This is a genomic window from Streptomyces sp. NPDC021080 (genome assembly GCF_044333225.1).
Taxonomy (GTDB): Bacteria; Actinomycetota; Actinomycetes; order Streptomycetales; family Streptomycetaceae; genus Streptomyces.
The window spans coordinates 206,960-230,572 of record NZ_JBIRQM010000005.1 but is presented as its reverse complement, the minus strand read 5'-3'; the positions used below and the strand labels follow the sequence as shown (position 1 = coordinate 230,572).

The window sequence follows — 23,613 nt, the reverse complement described above, 5'->3', positions numbered from 1 at the left end:
GAACCGCCCAGTCTCTTCCGGGACATCTGACCCGCCCTCGCGGGAGCGCCGCCGCGCCCCGCCGGTCCTCGGCCCCGACGACCCCGCGCCCCGCCGGACCCGTTCGCACACGGGTCCGGCGGGGCGCGGCGGTGTTTGCGGGACTGCCGCGGGCTCAGGCGGACTGCCGCTCCCGGCCCACTTCTCGCATGCGCCCGAAGGAGTAGACGCAGCCGGCCAGGGCGAGGTCGGAGAGCAGCATGAAGCCGATGGCGTAGGAGCTCTTGGCGCTGTAGACGGCGCCCATGACGAGGGGCGGGACGAAGCCGCCGAGGCCGCCGACCGCGCCGACGATCCCGGTGACGCTGCCGACCTTCGGCGGCGGTGTGACCCGGGCGACCATCGCGAAGACGCTGCCGCTGGAGGTGCCGAGACCGGCCGCCATCACCAGGAGGAAGACCGTTCCGCCCGGGACGAGGTGGGGTTCGAACGCCTGGCACACCGCCATGACCCCCACGACGCCGAGGGCCCAGGAGGTGACGACGGCGGGGTGGACGCGGTCGGAGAGCCAGCCGCCGATCGGGCGGAAGACCACGGTGACGAGCGCGAAACCGGCCGCCCGGGTACCGGCGTCGGTGGGCGACAGGTCGTACCAGGTCTTGAGGTAGGTCGGCAGGTAGACGCCGAACGCGACGATGCCGCCGAACCCGATCGCGTACAGGGCCGCGAGTTCCCAGGTGACCCGCAGGCGCCCGGCTTCGCCCAGTCGCTCGCCCAGCGAGGTGGTGGGGACCACGCGGTCGGGGCGGTCGGCGAGGAGGAAGAACTCCACGACGGCCATGACGGCCAGGGCGATGGCCAGCACCACGAACGGCAGGTTCTCGCCGTGCTTGTAGATGCGGGGGGTGAAGTAGCCGGAGAGGGCCACACCGCCCATGCCCGCGCCGAACACGCCGACGGCGAAGCCGCGACGCGCGGGCGGGAACCAGGAGTTGACGAGGGGGACGCCGATCGCGAAGGTCGTGCCGCCGAGGCCGAGGAAGAAGCCGACGACGAGGAGGCCCGCGTAGGAGTCCTTCACGACGATCAGCAGCAGGACGGGCACGATGGTCAGCGCGGTGACGAGCGGGAACATGATCTTCGCGCCGAAGCGGTCGGTGAGCGCGCCGACGGGCACCCGGCCGAGCGAGCCCACGAGCACGGGGACGGCGACCATCAGCGACTGCTGGAAGGAGCTCAGCGAGAGCTTCACGCCCAGAGGTGTGGCGATGGGCGAGATGAGGTTCCACGCCCAGAAGGTGATGGCGAAGCCGATCGTGGCGACGACGAGGTTGCGGTAGGCGGCGCCGGGGACCGCGGGGCTCTGGACGGTCCGGGTCGTCCGGGCGGTCACGGCACGCGCTCCCATCCGGGTCGCTCGGAACGGGTGCCGAGCTGACCGCGTTCACGGCTGCGGTACACGATGTAGGGGCGGAAGAGGTACGGCACGGGGGCGCTGAACATGTGGATCAGCCGGGTGTAGGGGACGAGGGCGATCAGGACGCACCCGATGACGATGTGGATCTGGTAGGTCACCGGCACGCCGTCCATCCGCGCGTAGTCCGGATGCAGGGTGAAGACACTGCGCAGCCACGGGGCGATGGTGGTGCGGTAGTCGTACCCGTGGCCGCCCGCGTGGGTGAGCTTGGCGATCATCCCCATCAGGATCGCGGCGAGCAGGACGACGTACATGAGCTTGTCGTTGCGGGTGGTGGCGCGGAAGACCGGCCCGTTGGTGCGGCGGCGGTAGATCAGGAGCGCGATGCCGGCGACGGTGGCGAGGCCCGCGAGCGTGCCGGTGGTGAGGGAGAGGTAGTGGTACGCGGTCTCGCTCACCCCGAGTGCGCTGGTCCAGGAGTCCGGGACGAACAGTCCGACGAGATGACCGGCGAGGACGAAGAGGATGCCGTAGTGGAACACCGGGGAGGCGATCCGCAGCAGCCCGGACTCGTAGAGCTGCGAGGAGCGGGTCGTCCAGCCGAACTTGTCGTAGCGGTAGCGCCAGATGATCCCGCCGACGAGCAGGACGATCGTGACGTACGGCATCGCGGTCCACAGGAGGCTGTCGGCGAGGCTCATCGGGGGGCGACCTCCAGCAGGGGGGTGCCGAAGGGCGCGAGCCCCACGTCCTCGCGCGGTGGTCCGCCCCGGGCCATGGCCTGGGCGGCGGCGCGGTCGCGCGGGGAGGCGCCGGGCAGGGTGGCGACGAGGGCCCGGAGGACGTCGGCCCAGGGCGAGCCGGCCTCGACGAGGGCGAAGCGCAGCAGTTCCAGTGCCGGGCGGTGGTCGGTGAGGAGGGTGTCGGTGCCGGTGAGGGCGGAGAACTCGCAGACGGCCGGGAGGAAGTCGGGGAGTTCGCCGGTGTCCGTGTACTCCCATCCGTGTTCGCGGTAGATCTCCTTGAAGCGCACCAGGGACCGGCCGCGGCGGCGGGTGTCGCCGTCGGTCCACCAGGTGAGGTGGAGGCAGCGGCGCCCGGAGAAGTCGAAGGTGCGGACGTAGTCCTGGCGGAGCCGGTCGGGGGCGGTGCCGTCCGCGTGGTCGAGGAAGGCGCGCAACTCCCCTCTCCCCGGGCCGGGTCGTTCGGCGAGAGCCGCGCGCAGGACACCGAGGCCGGCGTGGAACTCGTCGTCGGGGTAGACCAGGCAGCGGGCGACCGCGGCGCGGACGACGGCGTGCGGGGCGGTCATCTCTCCTCCTCGTCGTCGTTCTCGGGTGGGTTCGGACCGGTGCCGGGCTCGCCGGGTGTTCCCGGCTTTCCCGGGAACAGTCCGGCGGGGTGGCCGCGGCCGTCCCAGTTGAGGAGGTTGACGCGGCTGCGGCCGGTGTCGGCGGGGGCGTCGGCGGTCTGGCGGTCGCGCAGCACGTGGAAGTTCTCCACGGACATCGGCGGCGCCGCGCCGGACCCTTCGCCGTAGGGGCCGGAGCCGCCCATGCCGGGGCCGCCCGCGTAGTCGAGGCTGCACTCGTCGGGCAGGACGGACTCCTCGAGCCGCCGCGCGTCGCCGACGGCGGCGGTGGGGATCACGTACCGCTCCTCGTACTTGGCGATGGCGAGCAGCCGGTACAGCGCGTACATCTCCTCCCCGGACATGCCGACCGACCGGGCGATCCCCTCGTCGACCGGGGCCGGTCCCGAGGGGCCGCCGGCGAGCAGCCCGGGGCGCATCGCGGCGCGCATGGCGGCGAGCTTCTCCAGCGAGGCCCGTACGGGGGCGGTATCGCCCGCGGTGAACAGTTCGGCGAGGTACTCCAGGGGAATGCGCAGGGTGTCGATCGCGCCGAAGAGGTTGCCGGCGTCCTCGCCGTCGAACCCGGTCTCGGTGAGGGCCTCGACGACCGGGGAGAGCGGCGGGATGTACCAGACCATCGGCATCGTGCGGTACTCCGGATGGAGCGGCAGCGCCACCTTGTACGTGCTGATGAGGGCGTGGACGGGGGAGCGGCGGGCCGCGTCGATCCAGTCCTGGGCGATGCCGGCGCGTTCGGCCTCCCGGCGTACGACGGGGTCCTCGGGGTCCAGGAACACGCCGAGTTGGGCTTCGTAGAGGTCGGTGTCGTCGGGGGCGGAGGCCGCCTGGAGGACCTTGTCCGCGTCGTAGAGCATGACGCCGAGGTAGCGCAGCCGTCCCACGCAGGTCTCGGAACAGACGGTGGGCAGGCCGACTTCGAGGCGCGGGTAGCACAGCGTGCACTTCTCGGCCTTGCCGGTGCGGTGGTTGAAGTAGACCTTCTTGTACGGGCAGCCGCTGACGCACATGCGCCAGCCCCGGCACTGGTCCTGGTCCACCAGGACGATGCCGTCCTCCTGCCGCTTGTACATCGCGCCGGACGGGCACGAGGCGACGCAGGACGGGTTCAGGCAGTGTTCGCAGATCCGCGGCAGGTAGAACATGAAGGTCTGCTCGAAGGCGAACTTCACCTTCTCCGAGGCCTGTTCACGGACTTTCGCCACCATCGGGTCGAATGCGCCGTGTTCGCTCACCCCGCCGAGGTCGTCGTCCCAGTTGGCGCTCCACTCGATCTTCATGGGCTTGCCGCTGAGGAGCGAGCGCGGCTGGGCGACGGGGATGTCGTCGCCCAGCGGCGCGTCGAGGAGGTTGGCGTACTCGTACGTCCACGGCTCGTAGTAGTCGCTGATGTCGGGCAGTTCGGGGTTGGAGAAGATGTGGGCGAGCTTGGAGAACCGGCCGCCGCTCTTCAGCTTCAGCCGGCCGCGCTTGTTGAGCTCCCAGCCGCCCTTCCACCTCTCCTGGTCCTCGTAACGGCGCGGATATCCCTGTCCGGGGCGGGTCTCGACGTTGTTGAACCACACGTACTCCACGCCGCCACGGTTCGTCCACGCCTGTTTGCAGGTGACGGAACAGGTGTGGCAGCCGATGCACTTGTCGAGGTTCATGACCATCGCGATCTGTGCCATGACGCGCATGTCAGTACTCCACCGGTTCGGTGCGGCGCCGGACGACCGTGATCTCGTCGCGCTGGTTGCCCGTCGGGCCCAGGTAGTTGAACGCCCAGCTCAACTGGGCGTATCCGCCGATGAGATGGGTCGGTTTGAGCAGCAGCCGGGTGAGGGAGTTGTGCGTCCCGCCGCGCTTGCCCGTCGTCTGTGTCCGGGGCGTGGCGATGACCCGGTCCTGCGCGTGGTGCATGTACACCGTGCCCTGCGGCATGCGGTGGCTGACGACCGCGCGGGCCGCGACGACACCGTTGCGGTTGACCGCCTCGATCCAGTCGTTGTCGCGCACGCCGATCGTCTCGGCGTCCTGCGGGGACATCCAGATGTTCTGGCCGCCGCGGGAGAGCGACAGCATGAGGAGGTTGTCCTGGTACTCGGAGTGGATGGACCACTTGCTGTGCGGGGTGAGGTAGCGGACGGTCACCTCCGCCCGGCCGTCGTCCCCGGTGGAGATCCGGTCCCCGAAGAGCCGTCGCATGTCCAGGGGCGGCCGGTAGACGGGCAGTGCCTCGCCGAGTTCGTGGATCCAGTCGTGGTCGAGGAAGAAGTGCTGGCGTCCGGTGAGGGTGTGCCAGGGCTTGGCGTGCTCGGTGTTGAGGGTGAAGGCGGTGTAGCGGCGCCCGCCCGCCTCGCTGCCCGACCACTCCGGGGAGGTGATGACGGGTACGGGTGCCGCCTGGGTGTCGGCGTAGGTGATGCGCTTGCCCTCGTGCTCGGCGGCGAGGTGGGCCATCGGCTGTCCGGTGCGGCGCTCCAGGGTGTGGAAGCCCTGGGTGGCGAGGTGGCCGTTGGTGGTGCCGGACAGGGCGAGGATCGTGTTCGCCGCCTTGACGGCGGTGTCGAGGAGCGGCCGTCCCACCGCCGGCCCGGCCATACGGATGCCGTGCCGGTCGGCGAGCAGCCGTACCTCCTCCGCCACGTCGAAGGCGATGCCCTTGACCGGCAGACCGAGCTTCTCCGCCAGCGGGCCGAGGGTGGCCATCTTCTCGCCGATGGCGCCGTAGTCCCGCTCCACCACCGTCAGTTGGGGCATGGTCTTCCCCGGCAGGGGCTCGCACTCGCCGCGGCGCCAGTCCAGCGCGACGCCCCCGGGCTGCGCGGTCTCGCCGGGGGTGTCGTGCTGGAGGGCGGTGGCGACGAGGTCGCGGCGCACGCCGAGGTGCTTCGCCGCCATCCTGGAGAAGGACTGGGCCAGGGCGTGGAAGGCGGCGAAGTCGGTGCGGGCCTGCCAGGGCGGGTCGACGGCCGGGGTGAAGGAGTGCACGTAGGGGTGCATGTCCGTGCTGGACAGGTCGTGCTTCTCGTACCAGGTGGCCGCGGGCAGGACGACGTCCGACATGAGGGTGGAGGAGGTCATGCGGAAGTCCAGTGACAGCAGCAGGTCGAGCTTTCCCTCGGGCGCCTTCTCGTGCCAGCGCACATCGCGCGGACGCTCCTCGGGCGCGGCCTCCCGGGCACCGAGCGAGGAGGTGGTGCCCAGCAGGTGCTTCTGGAAGTACTCGGCACCCTTCGCCGACGAGCCGAGCAGGTTGGCCCGCCAAAGGGTCACGATCCGGGGCCAGTTGGCAGGGGCGTCCGGGTCTTCTCCGGCGAATCCCAGTTTCCCCTCGCGGAGTTGGTCCACCACGTACGCGGCCGGGTCCTCGTCACCCGCCTCGTCGCACAGGTCGAGCGGGTTGCGGTCGAACGTCGGGTAGGAGGGCATCCACCCCGAACGGGTCGCCTGGGCGAGGCAGTCGGCGGCCGTCATCCCGGCGAAGGCCCCGCTGCCGAGCGGGGAGGCGAGCGTGTCGGCGCGGTAGTGGTCGTAGCGCCACTGGTCGGTGTTCAGGAACCAGTAGGCGGTGCCGATCGCCTGCCGCGGCGGGCGCGACCAGTCGGACGCGGCCGCGAGGGTGGCCCAGCCGGTCGCGGGGCGGCACTTCTCCTGGCCGACGTAGTGCGCCCAGCCGCCGCCGTTGCGGCCCTGGCAGCCGGTGAGCTGGAGCAGGGCGAGGAAGGCCCGGTAGATCGTCTCGGAGTGGAACCAGTGGTTGGTGCCGGCGCCCATGAGGATCATGCAGCGGCCCCGGGACCGCTCGGCGGTGTCCGCGAACTCCCGCGCCGTGCGGACGGCCGCCGCGGCCGGGACGGAGGTGTGGACCTCCTGCCAGGCGGGGGTGCAGGGGACGGAGGCGTCGTCGTAGCCCTTCGGCCAGGTGCCGGGGAGCCCTTCCCGGCCGACGCCGTACTGGGCGAGCAGCAGGTCGTACACGGTCGTCACCAGCCGGCCGCCGACCCGGACGGCGGGGACGCCGGCGGCGCGGACCGCCCCGCTGCCCTGGCCGTGCGGTCCGCCGTCGGTGTCGAAGCGGGGCAGCAGCACCTCGGTCGGGACGGCTCCGTCGCGTCCGTACAGGGAGAGCCGGGGCTCCAGATCACCCAGTTCGAGATTCCACCGGCCCTCGCCCGACTCGGTCCACCGGAAGCCGAGCGACCCGCCGGGGACCTCCGGCCGGCCGGTGTTGTCGTCGAGGACGACCGTCTTCCACTCCGCGCCTTCCGCCGTGTCCCCGAGGTCGGAGGCGCGCAGGAACTTGTCCGGGACGTGCCGGCCGTCGTGCTCCCGCAGGGTGACGAGGAACGGCAGGTCGGTGAACCGCCGGACGTAGTCCGTGAAGAAGGGCACTTGCCGGTCGACGAAGAACTCCTTGAGGACGACGTGGCCCATCGCGAGGGCCAGCGCGCCGTCGGTGCCGGGGTGCGGGTGCAGCCACTCGTCGGCGAACTTCGTGTTGTCGGCGTAGTCCGGGGAGACGACGACGACCTTCTGGCCGCGGTAGCGCGCCTCGGCCATCCAGTGCGCGTCCGGGGTACGGGTGACCGGGACGTTGGTGCCCCACATCATCAAGTACGCCGCGTCCCACCAGTCGCCCGACTCGGGGACGTCCGTCTGGTCGCCGAACACCTGCGGGGAGGCGACCGGCAGATCGGCGTACCAGTCGTAGAACGACAGCATGGGAGCGCCGATCAGCGAGTGGAACCGGGCTCCGGCGGCGTGCGAGACCATGGACATCGCGGGGATGGGCGAGAAGCCGGCGATGCGGTCGGGCCCGTACGTCCTGATGGTGTGGACGTGCGCGGCGGCGGCCAGCTCCACGGCCTCGTCCCAGCTCGCCCGCACCAGGCCGCCCTTGCCCCGGGCCTGCTGGTAGCGCCGGCGCCGCTCGGGGTCGGCCTGGAGGTCGGCCCACGCGGTGACCGGGTCCCCGGTGCGCGCCTTCGCCTCCCGGTACATCTCCAGGAGCACGCCGCGGACGTACGGGTAGCGCACCCGGGTCGGCGAGTACGTGTACCAGGAGAACGCGGCCCCGCGCGGACAGCCGCGCGGCTCGTACTCGGGGCGGTCCGGGCCGACGCTCGGATAGTCCGTCTCCTGGGTCTCCCAGGTGATGATGCCGTCCTTGACGTACACCTTCCAACGGCAGGAGCCGGTGCAGTTGACCCCGTGGGTGGAGCGCACGACCTTGTCGTGGCTCCACCGGTCCCGGTAGAAGACGTCGCCGCTCCGCCCGCCCTCCTTGGAGAGGGTCCGCAGGTCGGCGGAGGTCTCCCCCCGCCGGAAGAACCGCCCGGTGCGCAGCAGCAGTTCACTGGCCGCGCCGTCCATGCCTCCGACGCCTTCGGCCTTCGTCCCGGGCACGGATGCTCCTCTCGGCCGACTTCGGCCCAGCGGACCATTCATGGGTGGGGGGCGCATGTGCCGGGGGGCTGAAAGGGTGAGGAGGGCGAGGGGCCGACCCCGTAGGGCCGACCCACGCAGGCGATCATCCGCGCGGCGGACGGAAATCGTCCGGTTCCGGGCGGCGCCGTGAAGAGGCAGGTCGTGCGGGCCGGTCGGCACGGGCCGCTCGTTGGGCCGCCCGGTGGATTCCGGAGGACCACCAGGCGTAAACCGAACAGCCGACCGGTACTGCCGACAGGCGAACGGGCACTTCTTCGCAGACCTCCTGCCTCACGCGTACGCGGCCCTCTCACAGGGACGGGCGCTCACGGCGGGTGCGACTTCCAAAGGAGTGACATGCTCAGCCGCACCATCATCGTCCAGACCGCCCGGGTGCTCGGCATAGGCACGGCCACCGCGCTGGCATCGGCCGCGCTGGCCACCCCCGCCTCGGCCGCTGCACTGCCCGTGGCCTGCAGCGAGACCGCCCTGCAGAACGCGATCAACACCGCCAACAGCACCCCCGGTGGTGACACGCTCATCCTGGCGGCCGGATGCACGTACCGCCTGACCACGGAACTGCCCGCGATCACCTCGCCGATCGTCATCAACGGCAACAGCGACACCATCACCCGCCAGTCCGGGACCTTCCGCATCCTCACCGTCGACGGCGGCAGCCTCGACCTGCGCTCGGCCGTCATCACCAACGGCGACGCCACGGGCAGCTCCGTACGGAACGGCGCGGGCGGTGCCATCGTCGTCACCGGGAACGGCACCCTGACGGTCAACTCCAGTCTCATCCGCGCCAACCACGCCAACTTCGGCGGCGGCATCAGCGTGTTCAACGGCTCCCAGGCCCGAGTGAACGCCACCGTCGTCAGCGGCAACAGCGCGGCCCAGAACGGCGGCGGCCTCGTGAGCGACGGCACCCTGGCCGTCAACGCCACCGTCGTCAGCGGCAACCAGGCCGGCAACACCGGCGGCGGCATCGCCAGCATCGGGACACTGACGGTCACCGCCAGCACCCTCCTCGGCAACTCCGCGCCGAACGGCGGCGGCGGTCTCGCCAACGGCGTACCCGCCGCCCCCGGGGGCACCTCCACGGTGACCGCCAGCGTCATCAGCAACAACACCTCCGGCGGGACGAACCCCGGCGGCATCTACAACAACATGGGGACCGTGAACCTGCGCCTGTCGGTGGTCGTCGCCAACAACCCGAGCAACTGCCTGAACAGCCCGACCGCCGTCCCGGGCTGCATCGGCTGATCCCTGCGCCGTGATGCCCGACCGGCGCGCGGAGGGGCTGTCGGCCCGTATCGCCGACGGCCCCTCCGCGTGCGCGTTCAGCTCCGTACGAGCGTGATGTCCTGGTCCCGGATCGCGTGGAACGTGGGGAGCGGGAGGCCGGTGGCGCTCAGTTCCGTGATCGTGGCCTGGACGTGGGCCGCGCCCGTCTCGAGCGTGCCGGGGACGCGCTTCTCCGAGTTGGTCCAGTGGTGGTCGGCGCCGTCGCACAGCGCCGAGGTCCCGCCGATGCCCTGGATGATCAGGGAGTCGCCCTGGGAGACGCCCTGGGAGGCCCAGGAGGAGACGAAGACGGGGCCGGAGGCTCCCGTGCAGCGGTAGGTGCCGGAGAGGGTGACGGTGCCGTCGGCCGCGACCGTGCCGGTCGGGTCGACGGTCACCTCCTCGGACGGGGCGGACGGGGCGACGCGGGGCAGGGCGACGGCGGACGGGGCGAGGAACAGGAGCAGCGCGGCACCGGCGGCCGCGCCGACGGCCTGGCGGAACAACATGGGATACCTCCTGGAGCGGAGACCTGCAAAGGGCGCTCAACAGGTACAGGCCCAAGGCCCCGAGGGCGGTGATCATCACCCCTTTGGTGGCGAGTTGGCACCGCTCCTTCGGTGACCGGTCGGCACCGTCCGTCTTGGGGGCGTCCGAGAGTTGTCCTCGTGTTGTCACGCTTCACGGCCGGGTGTTCCGATCGGTTCGCCGGGCGCGCATGGTCTGTGCATGCGAGGGCGACGACAGCGCCGCCGACACTCTTCGCATCCCACGTGGAGGTGCACCATGTGTTCACACCGGTCTTCGTGCCCGTCCGCGGACACCACCGCCCCGCACATCGTCTCGGCCCACCCCGAGCAGGGCTGGAACCTCCTGTGCAACGGTGCGATCGTCTTCGACGACAGCGGGGAACTGCTCCCCGACGGCCGTGTGATCGCTCCGCACCGGGTGTCCGCCGACCGGCTGGCCGTCGCGGCCTGAACCCGGCCCGGCCTGCGGTTCCCTGATCTCCGCCCGCCTCGAGGTCCTACGCCAGCACGGCGAAGCCGTCGAGTTCGACCAGCGCCTGTTCGTCCCACAGGCGCACGGCGCCGACGACGGCCATCGCGGGGTAGTCGCGGCCCGCCAACCGGCGCCAGATACGGCCCAGTTCGGCGGCGTGGGCGCGGTAGTCGGCGACGTCCGTGGCGTAGACCGTGACCCGGGCGAGGTCCGCGGGAGCGCCGCCCGCCGCGCGCAGCGCGGTCAGCAGATTGGCCAGCGCCCTCTCGAACTGCCGGGGCAGGGTCTCCCCCACCACCTTCCCGTCCACGTCCAGCGCGGTCTGTCCGGCCAGGAAGACGATCCGGGAACCGGTGGCGACGACGGCGTGGGAGAAGCCGGCCGCCGGGGAGAGCTCCGGCGGATTCACGCGCTCGGTGGTCACTGCGACACCCTTTCTTCCGGCTGCCCGGCCGTTCGGTACAACTCCTTGGCGATGATGGCCCGTTGGACCTCGCTGGCGCCCTCGTAGATACGGGGCGCGCGCACCTCGCGGTAGAGGTGTTCGAGGAGATGGCCCCGGCGCAGGGCGCGGGCGCCGTGGAGCTGGACGGCCGCGTCGACGACGTACTGGGCCGTCTCGGTCGCGAGCAGTTTCGCCATCGCCGCCCGCCGGGGCACGTCCGGGGCCCCCTCGTCGTACGCCGCCGCGGCCGCGTACACCATCAGGCGGGCCGCCTCGGTGCGCAGCGCCATCTCGGCGACCTGGTGGGCCACGGTCTGCAGGTCCTTCAGCGGGCCGCCGAAGGCCTCGCGCCGCGCCGTGTGCGCGAGGGCCGCGTCCAGCGCGGCCTGTGCCATGCCGACGGCGAAGGCGCCGACGCTCGGCCGGAAGAGGTTGAGGGTGTTCATGGCGACCCGGAACCCGTGGCCCCTCTCGCCGAGGACGTCGTCCGGCGTGACGGGTACGGCGTCGAAGGCGAGGGCGCCGATGGGGTGCGGGGAGAGCATGTCGAGCGGGGTGCCGGTGAGGCCGGGGCGGTCGGCGGGGACGAGGAAAGCCGTGACGCCCCGGGCTCCGGTGTCGGGCGCGGTGCGCGCGAAGACGGTGTAGAGGTCGGCCTCGGGGGCGTTGGAGATCCAGCACTTCTCGCCGGTGAGCCGCCAGCCGCCGGTGCCGTCCTCGTCCGCCCTGAGCGCCAGCGCGGCGGCGTCCGAACCGGCGCCGGGCTCGCTCAGGGCGAAGGCCGCCACGGCGGAGCCGTCCGTGACCCGGGGCAGCCAGTGCGCGCGCTGGGCCGCGGTGCCGTACGCGTGGACGGGACGGGCGCCGAGTCCCTGGAGGGCCAGCGCGGTCTCGGCCTCGGTGCAGACCCGGGCCAGGGACTCGCGCATGAGGCAGAGGTCCAGGGCACCGGAGGCGAACAGGCGGGAGAGCAGGCCGAGCCGGCCGAGCTCGGCGACGAGCGGCCGGTTGACGTGGCCCGGCTCTCCCTTGTCGGCCAGGGGGCGCAGCCGGTCCGCGGCCAGTGCGCGCAGCTCGGCACACCAGGCGGTCTGCCCCGGATCGAGCGAGAATGCGGTCATTGCCCGTCCCCTCTCCCCATCGGACGTCACCACGTTATCGCGAACTGTTGACTGTCGTCACCAACACGATACGCTCCTTGTGCGAGCCCACCACGACGCCCACCACGACGGCCATCGAGGCAGCCCACCAAGGCAAGGGGGCGAGACGCCATGGACCTTGTGGATCCCCTGGATCCCGCAGACACCTCGGAGCCGGCACGCTCGGCCCACGTCGACACCTTCGCGCGCGACCACCTGCCGCCCCCCGAGCAGTGGCCCGGACTCCGCTTCGACCTGCCCGAGCTGCGCTACCCCGTCCGGCTCAACTGCGCCGCCGAACTCCTCGCGGACACCGACGCCGGACGCCCGGTGTTCCGTACGCCGTCCGGTGCGCCGTGGACGTACGGACAGCTGCGCGCCCGGGTCGACCGGATCGCCCATGTGCTGACCGGCGAGCTGGGGGTCGTCCCGGGCAACCGGGTGCTGCTGCGCGGCCCGACGACACCGTGGCTGGCGGCCTGCTGGCTGGCGGTGCTGAAGGCGGGCGCGGTCGCCGTCACGGTGCTCGCCCAGCAGCGGCCGCACGAGCTGAGGACGATGAGCTCGATCGCCCGGGTGACGCACGCCCTGTGCGACGTCCGCTCGGTCGACGACCTGGTCAAGGCGGAGGTCCCCGGGCTGCGGATCACGACGTACGGCGGTGACGCGCCGGGCGATCTCCTGCTGCGCATCACCGGCGCCCCCGACGAGCCCTTCGACGCGGTGGACACGGCCGCCGACGACGTGGCGCTGATCGCGTTCACCTCGGGCACCACCGGCCGGCCCAAGGGCTGCATGCACTTCCACCGGGACGTGCTGGCGATCGCGGACACGTTCGCGAAGCATGTGCTGCGGCCGCGCGAGGACGACGTCTTCGCGGGCAGTCCTCCGCTGGGCTTCACGTTCGGGCTGGGCGGTCTCGTGGTCTTCCCGCTGCGCGCCGGCGCCTGCTCACTGCTGCTCGAACAGGCGGGCCCCGGACAGCTGTTGCCCGCGATCGCCGAGCACCGGGTCTCCGTACTGTTCACGGCGCCGACCGCCTACCGGGCGATGCTCGCGGAACTGGCGGAGCCGGCCGGGCACGACATCGGGTCGCTGCGGCGCTGCGTGTCCGCGGGCGAGAACCTGCCCGCCGCGACCTGGCGGGACTGGAGCGAGCGCACCGGGCTCGGCATCATCAACGGCATCGGCGCCACCGAACTGCTGCACATCTTCATCTCCGCCGCCGACGGGGACATCCGCCCCGGCACGACGGGTGTGCCCGTGCCGGGCTGGCAGGCGCGGGTGGTCGACGCTGAGGGGACGCCGGTGCCGGACGGCGAGCCCGGTCTGCTCGCCGTGCGCGGCCCGGTCGGCTGCCGGTACCTGGCCGACCCCCGGCAGCAGGAGTACGTACGCGGCGGCTGGAACATCACCGGCGACACCTATGTGCGCGACCCCGACGGCTACTTCCGGTACGTGGCCCGCGCCGACGACATGATCATCTCGGCGGGGTACAACATCGCGGGTCCCGAGGTCGAGGACGCGCTGCTGCGGCACCCGGACGTTCTGGAGACGGCCGTCGTCGGGCGGACCGACGAGGCACGCGGGCAGGTCGCGGTGGCCTACACCGTCCTCAAGGAGGGCGCCCGCCGGGACGCCGAGGCACTGCGCGCGTTCCTCAAGTCCGAGCTGGCGCCGTACAAATGCCCCCGCGAGATCGTCTTCCTGGACGCGCTGCCACGGACCGCCACGGGCAAGCTCCAGCGGTTCAGACTGCGGGAGGAGAACCCTTCCGGCGACCGCGCCGACAGCGGTGCGGCCACTCCGCCGGCCCCGGCGCCCGGGGCCGCGGACTCCGCTCCCGAGGGCGGCTTGCCCGCGAGCGGCGATCCCAAGTGATCTTCGCGCACTAGAGTGATCGACGTGTCAGAGCACCACGCCCCCCGGTCCCTCATCGTCACCTTCTACGGCGCCTACGGCCGCTTCGCACCCGGCCCGGTGCCGGTGGCCGAGCTGATCCGGCTCCTCGCCGCGGTCGGCGTGGACGCGCCCTCGGTGCGCTCGTCGGTGTCCCGGCTCAAGCGCCGCGGACTGCTGGAGCCGGCGCGCACCCCGGCGGGCGCCGCGGGATACGCGTTGTCGCCGGACGCGCGGCAGTTGCTCGACGACGGCGACCGCAGGGTGTACGCGACGGCGCCTCCCGAGGACGACGGCTGGGTGCTCGCGGTGTTCTCCGTGCCCGAGTCGGAGCGGCAGAAGCGGCACGTGCTGCGCTCGCGGCTGGCCGGTCTCGGCTTCGGCACGGCCGCTCCCGGCGTGTGGATCGCCCCGGCCCGGCTGTACGAGGAGACCCGGCACACACTGGAACGGCTGCGGCTGGACACCTATGTGGAGCTGTTCCGCGGCGAGCATCTGGGGTTCGCCGCGACGGCGGACGCGGTGGCACGCTGGTGGGACCTGACCGCGATCGCCAAGGAGCACGAGGCGTTCCTCGGCCGGCACGCGCGAGTGCTGCACACCTGGGAGGAGCGCGCGGACACCCCGCCCGAGGAGGCCTACCGGGACTATCTGCTCGCTCTCGACTCCTGGCGCCATCTCCCCTACGCCGACCCGGGGTTGCCCGCGCCCCTGCTCCCCGGGGACTGGCCCGGCGCCCGCTCGGCCGCCGTGTTCTCGGCACTGCACGAGCGACTGCGGGACACGGGCGCGGAGTTCGCCGGAGTGCCCCCGTGGTCCGGGCACCCGGATCCCCTCACGTACTGAGGGTCAGCCGGGGTTTGGGGGCGTCGGTGCGGCCGGTCTGCGGGCGGCGGCTGCCCGCACGGTACGGCAGCGGCCAGCCGGCTCCCGGACCCTCGTAGCCCTGTTCGGCCGCCGCGTGCAGCGTCCAGTTCGGGTCGTACAGGTGCGGCCGGGCGAGCGCGCACAGATCGGTCCGCCCGGCCAGGATCAGGGAGTTGACGTCGTCCCAGGAGGAGATCGCGCCGACGGCGATCACCGGGAGCCCGGTCTCGTGACGGATCCGGTCCGCGTACGGCGTCTGGTAGGAGCGGCCGTACTCGGGGCGCTCGTCCGCCACCACCTGGCCGGTCGACACGTCCACCGCGTCGGCGCCGTGCGCGGCGAAGGCCCGCGCGATGGCCACCGCATCGTCGCCGGTGGTGCCGCCCTCGGCCCAGTCGGTGGCGGAGATGCGGACGGTCATCGGCCGTTCCGCGGGCCACACCGCCCGCACCGCGTCGAACACTTCGAGCGGGAAGCGCAGCCGCTTCTCCAGCGATCCTCCGTACGCGTCGGTCCTCCGGTTGGTCAGCGGGGAGAGGAAGCCGGAGAGCAGGTAGCCGTGGGCGCAGTGCAGTTCGAGGAGGTCGAAGCCGCAGCGGGCGGCGCGGCAGGCGGCCACCGTGAACTGCTCGCGCAGATCGGTGAGTTGGGCCCGCGACAGCTCGCGGGGGGTCTGGCTGCCCGGCTTGTACGGGAGCGGGGAGGCGGCCACGAGCGGCCAGTTGCCGTCCGGGAGGGGTTCGTCGATGCCCTCCCACATCAGCCGGGTCGAGCCCTTGCGTCCGGCGTGGCCGAGCTGGAGACCGATCGCGGTGCCCGGCGCCTGACGGTGCGTGAACTCCACGATCCGGCGCCAGGATTCGGCCTGCCGGGCGGTGTAGAGGCCGGCGCAGCCGGGTGTGATGCGCCCCTCCGCGCTGACGCACACCATCTCGGTCATCACCAGTCCCGCGCCGCCGAGGGCTCGCGCGCCCAGGTGGACGAGGTGGAAGTCGCCGGGGACGCCGTCCACGGCCGAGTACATGTCCATCGGTGAGACGACGACCCGGTTGCGCAGGGTCAGACCGCGCAGCCGGAACGGGGTGAACATCGGCGGGGTGCCGGGCGGGCAGCGGAACTCCCGCTCGACCGCGGCCACGAACCGCGGGTCGCGCAGCCGCAGGTTGTCGTGCGTGACCCGGCGGCTGCGGGTGAGGAGGTTGAACGCGAACTGCCGGGTGGGCTGGCCGAGATAGCGGTCGAGGTTCTCGAACCAGTCGAGGCTGGCGCGGGCGGCTCGCTGGGTGGAGGCGACGACGGGGCGCCGTTCCTCCTCGTAGGCCGTCAACGCCTGCTCCAGCGAAGGCTGTTCCTCCAGACAGGCGGCCAGCGCGAGCGCGTCCTCGACGGCGAGCTTGGTGCCGGAGCCGATGGAGAAGTGGGCGGTGTGCGCGGCGTCGCCGAGCAGGACCAGATTGCCGTGCGACCAGCGGTCGTTGACGATCGTCCGGAACGTCGTCCACGCCGATTTGTTGGCGCGCAGCGGACGTCCGCCGAGCGCGTCCGTGAAGATCTTGCCGCACCGCTCGACGGACTCGGCTTCGTCGAGGTCCGCGAACCCCGAGGCCCGCCAGACCTCTTCGCGCATCTCGACGATGACGGTGGAGGCGTCGGCCGAGTACGGGTAGCCGTGCAGCTGCATCACGCCGTGTTCGGTCTCGGCGATCTCGAAGCGGAAGGCGTCGAAGGCGAAGTCGGCGGCGAGCCAGATGTAGCGGCAGCGGTGCTCCTCGATGCTCGGCCCGAACACCTCCGCGTGGGCCGTGCGCGTGAGGCTGTGCACGCCGTCGGCGGCGACGACGAGGTCGTACGCGGCCGTCAGTTCGTCCACGGGCGGGGCCTCGGCCGTGAAGCGCAGGTCGACGCCGAGCGAACGGCAGCGTTCGTGCAGGATCTCCAGGAGCCGGCGCCGTCCGAGCGCGGCGAAGCCGTGGCCTCCGGAGGTGTGCCGCACTCCGTGGTGCACGATGTCGATGTCGTCCCAGCGGACGAACTCGGCCTGGAGCGCCGCGTACACGACCGGGTCGGCGTGCTCGATGCCGCCCAGGGTCTCGTCGGACAGGACGACGCCGAAGCCGAAGGTGTCGTCGGGCGCGTTGCGTTCCCAGACGGTGATCTTGCGCTCCGGGTCGAGGCGCTTGAGGAGAGCCGCGGCGTAGAGTCCGCCGGGACCTCCGCCGATCACCGCGACACGCGTCGCGACGCCGTTCCCGCGCATCCCGGGCTCACCTCCCCCGCCACTTCGGGGCCCGCTTCTCGGTGAAGGCCGCGTGGAACTCGGCGTAGTCCTCGCCGTTCATGAGCAGGGCCTGGGTCGCGGCGTCCAGTTCGACGGCGGCCGCAAGCGGCATGTCCAGTTCGGCGGTGAGCAGGGCCTTCGTCTGGGCGTACGCCAGCGCCGGGCCGTCGGCGAGGCGGCGGGCCAGCGCCTGGGCGCCCTCGTCGGCGTGCCCCTCGTCGGTGAGTTCGCTGATCAGCCCGATGCGCTCGGCCTCGGGCGCCCGCACCGGTTCGCCGAGCATCAGCAGCCGGGTCGCATGGCCGAGCCCGATCACACGGGGCAGCAGATAGGCCGCGCCCATGTCGCCGCCGGACAGCCCGACCCGGGTGAAGAGGAACGCGAAGCGGGCGCTCGGGTCGGCCACCCGGAAGTCCGCGGCCAGCGCCAGCACGGCTCCGGCGCCCGCCGCCACCCCGTGCACCGCGGCGATCACCGGGAACGGGCACTCCCGTACGGCCCTGACGACCTGCCCGGTCATCCGGTTGAAGTCGAGGAGCTGGGCGGTGTCCATCGAGAGGGTCGCGCCGATGATCTCGTCGACGTCGCCGCCGGAGCAGAATCCGCGGCCCTCGCCGGCGAGCACCAGGGCGCGCACGGACCGCTCGCGGGACAGCTCGGCGAGCAGGTCGCGCAGGTCGGCGTAGGCACCGAAGGTGAGCGCGTTGAGTTTCTCGGGGCGGGCCAGCGTGACCGTGGCGACGCCGTCGGTGAGCTCGTACCTCAGATGCTGCCAGTCGGGGGTTCGGCCGGCGGAGCCGGTGAAGGGACTCATGGCGGGCGGCCTCCTTGGGCGGGGGCGACGCGATACGGCTGTCCCATCAATTTATCACTTGTTCGTGACTGTCGTCACGAGTGCGCGATAGAACGATCGGGTGCGAGCGCGCGGGCGGACCGCCGTGACACGACGTGACGCAGTGACTGCGAATCGTGAAGCGATGGGCACCCGAGGCAACAGGGCGGTCACAAGTCGCGAAGGCGCGACCGCGAGGGGCCGGTGGTCCGTGACCGCGTCACGGACCGTCGACAGCCGTGTAACGGCGGGAGCGAAGGCGGGAAGGGGGCCGTTCGTCCGGGTACACAGCCCGTATCGGACCGAACGTCCCGAAAGGAGGCCTCGGACCCGCCGGGACACATCGGCCGATATCCCGAGAAAGCCCGCCGCGCGCGTTCCCCGGAGGGCGCCGTACCATTCCTAAGGTTGTAAGCAGGACAGCCTGCTCCACGAACGGACCCGCCTTGCACGACACCCCAGCACCCGCCTTCTGGCGCATCGCGCTGCCGCACACCTTCGCGGCGGTGCCGGTGGCCCGCGCCCTGGTCCGCAGAGCACTCTCGGAACGGGAGCACGCGGCCGACAGCGACACCGCCGAGCTGCTCACCGCGGAGCTGGTCGCCAACGCCGTCGAGCACACCGCGGGAGACGGACCGATAGAGCTGGTCGTGGAGCTGATGCCGACCGGCTGCCGGGTCGAGGTGCACGACCCGGACCCGGCGCCACCCCTCGATCTCACCCTCCCGCACCCGCCCGGCGAGCCGGACCCCTGGCAGGAGCACGGGCGCGGCCTGCTGCTGCTCCGCGCCCTCAGTTCCGCCTGCGGACACCGCCTCACCGACTCGGGCAAGGCGGTCTGGTTCAGGCTGCCGGTGATTCCCGCCCAGCGCCGGCCGGCCCTGTAGCGACCCGCACGACGTACGGGCACGCAGACGTACGGCCCACCGGATCCGGAGAGATCAGGCCAGCGTGGCGACCATGATCGCCTTGATGGTGTGCAGCCGGTTCTCGGCCTGGTCGAAGACGACGGAGTGCGCCGACTCGAAGACCTCGTCGGTGACCTCGAGCGAGTCGAGCCCGTACACCTCGTACAGCTCGCGGCCGACCTTGGTGCCGAGATCGTGGAAAGCCGGCAGGCAGTGCAGGAACTTGACGTCCGGGTTCCCGGTGGCCCGCAGCACGTCCATGGTCACGGCGTACGGGACGAGGGCACCGATGCGTTCGGCCCACACCTCCTTGGGCTCCCCCATGGAGACCCAGACGTCGGTGGCCACGAAGTCGGCGCCCCGCACCCCCTCGTCCACGTGCTCGGTGAGGGTGACGCTCCCGCCGCTCTTCGCGGCGAGCTCCCGGGCCTTCGCGACGATGTCGTCGGCCGGCCAGTAGGCCTGCGGGGCCACTATCCGGACGTCCATACCGAGCAGCGCGCCGGTGACCAGGTAGGAGTTGCCCATGTTGAAACGGGCGTCACCCAGGTAGGCGAAGGCGATCTCCCCGACCGGCCTGGCACAGTGCTCCCGCATCGTGAGGACGTCGGCCAGCATCTGGGTGGGGTGCCAGTCGTCGGTGAGCCCGTTGTAGACGGGCACTCCGGCGTGGGCGGCCAGTTCCTCCACCGCGGCCTGGCTGTCCCCGCGGTACTCGATCGCGTCGAACATGCGCCCGAGCACACGGGCGGTGTCCTTCACCGACTCCTTGTGGCCGATCTGCGAACCGGTCGGGTCCAGATACGTCGTCGAGGCACCCTGGTCCGCGGCCGCCACCTCGAAGGCGCAGCGGGTGCGCGTCGAGGTCTTCTCGAAGATCAGCGCGATGTTCACGCCCGCGAGATACTGGGTCTCCGCCCCGAGCCGCCTGTCCGCCTTGAGTCCGGCGGCCAGCTCGACCAGGCCGAGGAACTCCTCCTGCGTGAAGTCCAGCTCCTTGAGGAAGTGACGGCCGGCGAGGGCGGTCGGGACTGTCGCCATGGGGGCGCTCCAGGGATGACGGGGGCGGGAACGGGACCGGACGTCTGAAATTCTATACGACGCTCGGCATTTATATGCGGCCCGTGTTCGACTCCGCTCATCGACTCCGGCGGCCACCCCGGGCAGTCGCTCCGGCGGCGGCTCCGGCAGTCGCCCTGGCGGCGGCTCCGACAGTCGCTCCGGCGGCGGCTCCGGCGGGAGTGCGCCTACACCGGGTCGCGTTCGACGGGGCAGCTCATGCAGCGTGGGCCGCCCCTTCCGCGGCCCAGCTCGCTGCCCGGGATCTCGATCACCTCGATGCCCTGCTTGCGCAGATGGGTGTTGGTGGTGGAGTTGCGCTCGTAGGCGATGACGACGCCCGGCTCGACGGCGAGGACGTTGCAGCCGTCGTCCCACTGCTCCCGCTCAGCCGCGTGCACGTCCTGCGTGGCGGTCAGGACCCGGATCTCGCTGAGGCCGAGTGCCGCGGCGATGGCACGGTGCATGTGCTCCGGAGGGTGGTCGGTGACCTTCAGCTCCTTGTCCCCCGCGCCGGGCTCGATGGTGTACGAGCGGAGCATGCCGAGCCCGGCGTACTGCGTGAAGATGTCGCCGTCGACCATGGTCATCACGGTGTCCAGGTGCATGAGCGCCCGCCGCTTGGGCATGTCGAGCGCCACGATGGTGCGGGCCGAGCCGGCCGCGAACAGCTTGTGGGCGAGCATCTCGACGGCCTGGGGCGTCGTCCGCTCGCTCATGCCGATGAGCACCGCGCCGTTGCCGATGACCAGGACGTCACCGCCCTCGATGGTGGACGGGTAGTCCGCCTGCCCCTCCGACCAGAGGTTGAAGCCCTCCTCGCGGAACAGCGGGTGATGCCGGTAGATCGCCTCGAAGTGCACGGTCTCGCGCTGCCGGGCCGGCCAGCGCATGGCGTTGATGGAGACCCCGTCGTAGATCCAGGCCGAGGTGTCCCGGGTGAAGAGGTGGTTGGGCAGCGGCCGCAGGAGGAAGTCGTCGAGGTCCATGACGTGGAAGCGCACGGAGGTGGGTTCCGCGTGCGCGTCCAGGAACTCGCGCTTGGTCATGCCGCCGACGAGCACGGACGCCAGCTCCGGGGCGGACATGGCCTCGAAGGCGGCCCGGAGATGATCGGTGGCGAGCGGTCCGTACTCCTTCTCGTCGAAGACCCGGTCCAGGACGAGCGACCTGGCCGCCCCGATCGCCAGGGTCTCGGCGAGCAGGTCACCGAAGAGATGGACGGTGACCCCGCGATCACGCAGCACGTCGGCGAACCCGTCGTGTTCCGCGCGCGCCCGGCGCACCCACAGCACGTCGTCGAAGAGGAGCGCGTCCTTGTTGCTGGGGGTGAGCCTTTTGAGCTCGAGATCGGGCCGGTGCAGGATGACGCGGCGCAGCCGCCCGGCCTCGGAGTCGACGTGGAATCCCATGCCTCCATCCTGACCATCCGGACGCGTGTTCACCCGTGGATCGCCCAGGTCCGCGCGGCAATTCCCGGCCGCCCCACGCTCCCCTGGAAACTCCGGCCGCACACCCTCCATTTCGTCCCCTTGACGATAAGCGGGTTCTTCATTATCGTCTCAATGACGACAACGAGAGAAGCGGAGCCGCCGGGACCGCCCGGCGCGAGGGGGTACTCATGGCCGACATCACGCGACGCCTCGGCTGGCGCCATCTGCGCGGGGCGCCCACCGCCCACGTCCGGCACCACAGGTCGGGACAACTGGTCCACGACGGCCCCGGACTCAGCTTCTGGTACCGCTCGCTGACCGCGGCGCTCTCCGAAGTCCCGGTCGACGACCGCGAGCTGGCGATGACCTTCCACGCCCGTACGTCCGACTTCCAGGACGTCGCGGTGCAGGCGACCGTCACCTACCGGATCAGCGACCCGGCCGTCGCCGCCTCCCGCATCGACTTCTCCATAGACCCCGACTCCGGCGCCTGGCGCGGCACCCCGCTGGAGCAGTTGGGCTCGCTGCTGACCGAGACGGCCCAGCAGCACGCCCTCGACGTGCTGGCCCGTACCTCGCTGGCGTCCGCCCTGGTCGACGGCGTCGCGGCGGTACGGGAGCGGATCGCGGACGGCCTCGCCGCCGAACCCCGGCTGCCCGCGACCGGCATCGAGGTGGTCGCGGTGCGGGTCGTCGCACTGCGCCCCGAGCCCGAGGTGGAACGGGCGCTGCGCACCCCCGCCCGCGAGCAGATCCAGCAGGACGCGGACAAGGCCACGTACGAACGCCGGGCGGTCGCCGTCGAGCGGGAACGCGCCATCGCCGAGAACGAACTCGCCAGCCGGATCGAACTCGCCCGGCGCGAGGAGCAGTTGGTCGAACAGCAGGGCACGAACGCGCGCCGCGAGGCCGAGGAACTCGCGGCGGCGGACGCGGTGCGGGCCGGGGCGGAGGCGGCCCGCACGGTCCGGCTGGCCGAGGCGGAGGCCACCCGGTCGCTGCGGCTCGCCGAGGCGGAGGCCACCCGCAAGGTGCGGCTCGCGGGGGCCGAGGCACAGGCGGAACGCGAGGTCGGCGCGGCGCGGGCCGAGGCGCAGGCGGCCTGGTTGCGGGTCCACGGCGAGGTCGACGCCGCCACCCTGCACGCCCTGACCGGGAACCGGCTCGCGGAGAACCTGCCGCGGATCGAGAACCTCACCGTCTCGCCCGACGTCCTCACCGGGCTGCTCGCCAAGCTGGGCAACGGGACCGCCGGGGAATCGGCGTGAGTCTCGCGCCCCGGGTCGTCATCGTCCATCGCACCACCGAGTACGAGGAGTTGACGGCTCGTCATGGCACGCACGGGCAGGCGGCGTTCTTCCTGTCCTCGCGCGGCCGGGACATCGCGGAGGTGGCCGAACGGCACCGGCGCTCCCGTGAGGCGCTCGCCGCCGTGGTGTCGGCCATTCCGCTGACCTGGCGTCAGGCGCGGGTGGAGCGAGCCGATCTGGACCGCTTCCTGTTCGCGCCGGAGGACGTGGTGGTCGTGGTCGGACAGGACGGGCTGGTCGCGAACGTCGCCAAGTACCTCGAGGGCCAGCCGGTGGTGGGGATCGACGCCGACCCCGGACGCAATCCGGGCGTGCTCGTGCGGCACCGGCCCGGGGACGCGGGCGCGCTGCTCGCCTCGGCGCACGGCGGCAGCGCCGACGAACTGACCATGGTCGAGGCGGTCGCGGACGACACCCAGCGGCTGGTCGCGCTCAACGAGATCTACCTGGGAGCCGCGGGCCACCAGACGGCCCGCTATCGGCTGGGGCTCGACGAGTACGGGGGTGCCGTCGAGCCCCAGGCGTCCTCCGGGGTGCTGGTGGGCACCGGGACCGGGGCCACCGGCTGGCTGCGGTCGGTGTGGCAGGAGCGGGGCGAGCGGCTGCCGCTGCCGGGGCCCACGGACGAGCGCCTGCTCTGGTTCGTCCGCGAGGCCTGGCCCTCGCCGGCCACGGGCACCTCGCTCGTGGCCGGCGAACTCACCGCGTCCGGGCGGCTGTCCCTCACCGTGGAGTCGGACCGGCTCATCGTGTTCGGGGACGGGATGGAGGGGGACGCGGTGGAGCTCGTCTGGGGGCAGACGGTACGGGTGGGGGTGGCCGGGGTTCGGCTCCGCCTAGTCGGCTGAGGTTCGCTTCGCTCCCTCGCGCCGCCGGGCTGCGCCGGACCCCCGCCGGGCCCCGGCGCCCCGGACCCGGGTCCCCCTGGCCGGGGTCGGTCCGTGCCCCCGGTGGGGGTGTTCTTTTCGACCGCG

19 protein-coding genes are annotated in these 23,613 nt (G+C 72.0%); 7 read left to right on the top strand and 12 right to left on the bottom strand.

The features are described 5' to 3' along the window. Nucleotides 1–154 precede the first annotated feature (154 nt). From ACH4S8_RS14300 to ACH4S8_RS14280, 5 genes are read right to left on the bottom strand one after another with little or no spacing between them, the layout of a single operon-like run. Nucleotides 155–1,372 (bottom strand): nitrate/nitrite transporter, encoded by a 1,218-nt coding sequence (locus tag ACH4S8_RS14300; RefSeq protein WP_398393538.1) that lies wholly within the window; start codon nt 1,370–1,372, stop codon nt 155–157. Beyond that, nucleotides 1,369–2,097, bottom strand: coding sequence for a respiratory nitrate reductase subunit gamma (gene narI, locus ACH4S8_RS14295; RefSeq protein ID WP_398393536.1), 729 nt, complete (start codon nt 2,095–2,097; stop codon nt 1,369–1,371). The genes ACH4S8_RS14300 and narI overlap by 4 nt, the downstream gene beginning before the upstream one ends. Further along, nucleotides 2,094–2,708, bottom strand: coding sequence for a nitrate reductase molybdenum cofactor assembly chaperone (gene narJ, locus ACH4S8_RS14290; protein ID WP_398393534.1), 615 nt, complete (start codon nt 2,706–2,708; stop codon nt 2,094–2,096). The genes narI and narJ overlap by 4 nt, the downstream gene beginning before the upstream one ends. Continuing rightward, nucleotides 2,705–4,447: a nitrate reductase subunit beta gene (gene narH, locus ACH4S8_RS14285; RefSeq protein ID WP_398393532.1), complete on the bottom strand. Its 1,743-nt coding sequence runs from the start codon at nt 4,445–4,447 to the stop codon at nt 2,705–2,707. The genes narJ and narH overlap by 4 nt, the downstream gene beginning before the upstream one ends. Nucleotide 4,448: 1 nt before the next feature. Next, nucleotides 4,449–8,126, bottom strand: coding sequence for a nitrate reductase subunit alpha (locus tag ACH4S8_RS14280; RefSeq protein WP_398394101.1), 3,678 nt, complete (start codon nt 8,124–8,126; stop codon nt 4,449–4,451). A gap of 411 nt (nt 8,127–8,537) precedes the next feature. On the opposite strand from ACH4S8_RS14280, the gene ACH4S8_RS14275 reads away from it, so the two are divergent. Continuing rightward, nucleotides 8,538–9,446: a hypothetical protein gene (locus tag ACH4S8_RS14275; protein WP_398393530.1), complete on the top strand. Its 909-nt coding sequence runs from the start codon at nt 8,538–8,540 to the stop codon at nt 9,444–9,446. Nucleotides 9,447–9,523: 77 nt separating this feature from the next. Here the strand turns inward: ACH4S8_RS14275 and ACH4S8_RS14270 are convergent, their stop codons facing one another. After that, entirely contained in the window at nt 9,524–9,976 is a 453-nt protein-coding gene (locus ACH4S8_RS14270; protein ID WP_398393528.1) for a DUF6299 family protein, read from the bottom strand. Nucleotides 9,977–10,253: 277 nt separating this feature from the next. On the opposite strand from ACH4S8_RS14270, the gene ACH4S8_RS14265 reads away from it, so the two are divergent. After that, entirely contained in the window at nt 10,254–10,448 is a 195-nt protein-coding gene (locus ACH4S8_RS14265) for a DUF5999 family protein (protein WP_398393526.1), read from the top strand. 46 nt (nt 10,449–10,494) lie between these two features. On the opposite strand, the gene ACH4S8_RS14260 is transcribed toward ACH4S8_RS14265, so the two are convergent. Together ACH4S8_RS14260 and ACH4S8_RS14255 are read right to left on the bottom strand one after the other, a co-directional pair. Next, a complete protein-coding gene (locus ACH4S8_RS14260) occupies nt 10,495–10,893 on the bottom strand; it encodes a RidA family protein (RefSeq protein WP_398393524.1) in 399 nt (132 codons plus the stop codon). Further along, on the bottom strand, nt 10,890–12,035 hold the full coding sequence (locus tag ACH4S8_RS14255; protein WP_398393522.1) for an acyl-CoA dehydrogenase family protein: 1,146 nt from the start codon (nt 12,033–12,035) through the stop codon (nt 10,890–10,892). Before ACH4S8_RS14255 ends, ACH4S8_RS14260 begins: the two co-directional genes overlap by 4 nt. 150 nt (nt 12,036–12,185) lie before the next feature. Between ACH4S8_RS14255 and ACH4S8_RS14250 the strand changes: the two genes are divergently transcribed. Together ACH4S8_RS14250 and ACH4S8_RS14245 are read left to right on the top strand one after the other, a co-directional pair. After that, complete coding sequence (locus ACH4S8_RS14250; protein WP_398393520.1) at nt 12,186–13,934, top strand: AMP-binding protein; 1,749 nt, start codon at nt 12,186–12,188, stop codon at nt 13,932–13,934. A 15-nt stretch (nt 13,935–13,949) separates the two neighbouring features. Continuing rightward, on the top strand, nt 13,950–14,798 hold the full coding sequence (locus ACH4S8_RS14245; RefSeq protein ID WP_398393518.1) for a PaaX family transcriptional regulator C-terminal domain-containing protein: 849 nt from the start codon (nt 13,950–13,952) through the stop codon (nt 14,796–14,798). Here the strand turns inward: ACH4S8_RS14245 and ACH4S8_RS14240 are convergent. After that, nucleotides 14,788–17,076 (bottom strand): bifunctional salicylyl-CoA 5-hydroxylase/oxidoreductase, encoded by a 2,289-nt coding sequence (locus tag ACH4S8_RS14240; protein ID WP_398393516.1) that lies wholly within the window; start codon nt 17,074–17,076, stop codon nt 14,788–14,790. The genes ACH4S8_RS14245 and ACH4S8_RS14240 overlap by 11 nt on opposite strands. Nucleotides 17,077–17,083: 7 nt before the next feature. Continuing rightward, on the bottom strand, nt 17,084–17,911 hold the full coding sequence (locus ACH4S8_RS14235; protein WP_398393514.1) for an enoyl-CoA hydratase family protein: 828 nt from the start codon (nt 17,909–17,911) through the stop codon (nt 17,084–17,086). A gap of 464 nt (nt 17,912–18,375) precedes the next feature. On the opposite strand from ACH4S8_RS14235, the gene ACH4S8_RS14230 reads away from it, so the two are divergent. Further along, nucleotides 18,376–18,816 (top strand): ATP-binding protein, encoded by a 441-nt coding sequence (locus ACH4S8_RS14230; protein WP_398393512.1) that lies wholly within the window; start codon nt 18,376–18,378, stop codon nt 18,814–18,816. 54 nt (nt 18,817–18,870) lie between these two features. Here the strand turns inward: ACH4S8_RS14230 and argF are convergent, their stop codons facing one another. After that, nucleotides 18,871–19,878 (bottom strand): ornithine carbamoyltransferase, encoded by a 1,008-nt coding sequence (gene argF, locus ACH4S8_RS14225; RefSeq protein WP_398393510.1) that lies wholly within the window; start codon nt 19,876–19,878, stop codon nt 18,871–18,873. Nucleotides 19,879–20,084: 206 nt separating this feature from the next. Then, a complete protein-coding gene (locus ACH4S8_RS14220) occupies nt 20,085–21,308 on the bottom strand; it encodes an arginine deiminase (protein WP_398393507.1) in 1,224 nt (407 codons plus the stop codon). Between the two features lie 209 nt (nt 21,309–21,517). Between ACH4S8_RS14220 and ACH4S8_RS14215 the strand changes: the two genes are divergently transcribed. Together ACH4S8_RS14215 and ACH4S8_RS14210 are read left to right on the top strand one after the other, a co-directional pair. Beyond that, nucleotides 21,518–22,597, top strand: a complete 1,080-nt coding sequence (locus ACH4S8_RS14215) for an SPFH domain-containing protein (RefSeq protein ID WP_398393505.1) — start codon at nt 21,518–21,520, stop codon at nt 22,595–22,597. Next, a complete protein-coding gene (locus ACH4S8_RS14210) occupies nt 22,594–23,487 on the top strand; it encodes a hypothetical protein (RefSeq protein WP_398393503.1) in 894 nt (297 codons plus the stop codon). The genes ACH4S8_RS14215 and ACH4S8_RS14210 overlap by 4 nt, the downstream gene beginning before the upstream one ends. Nucleotides 23,488–23,613 lie beyond the last annotated feature (126 nt).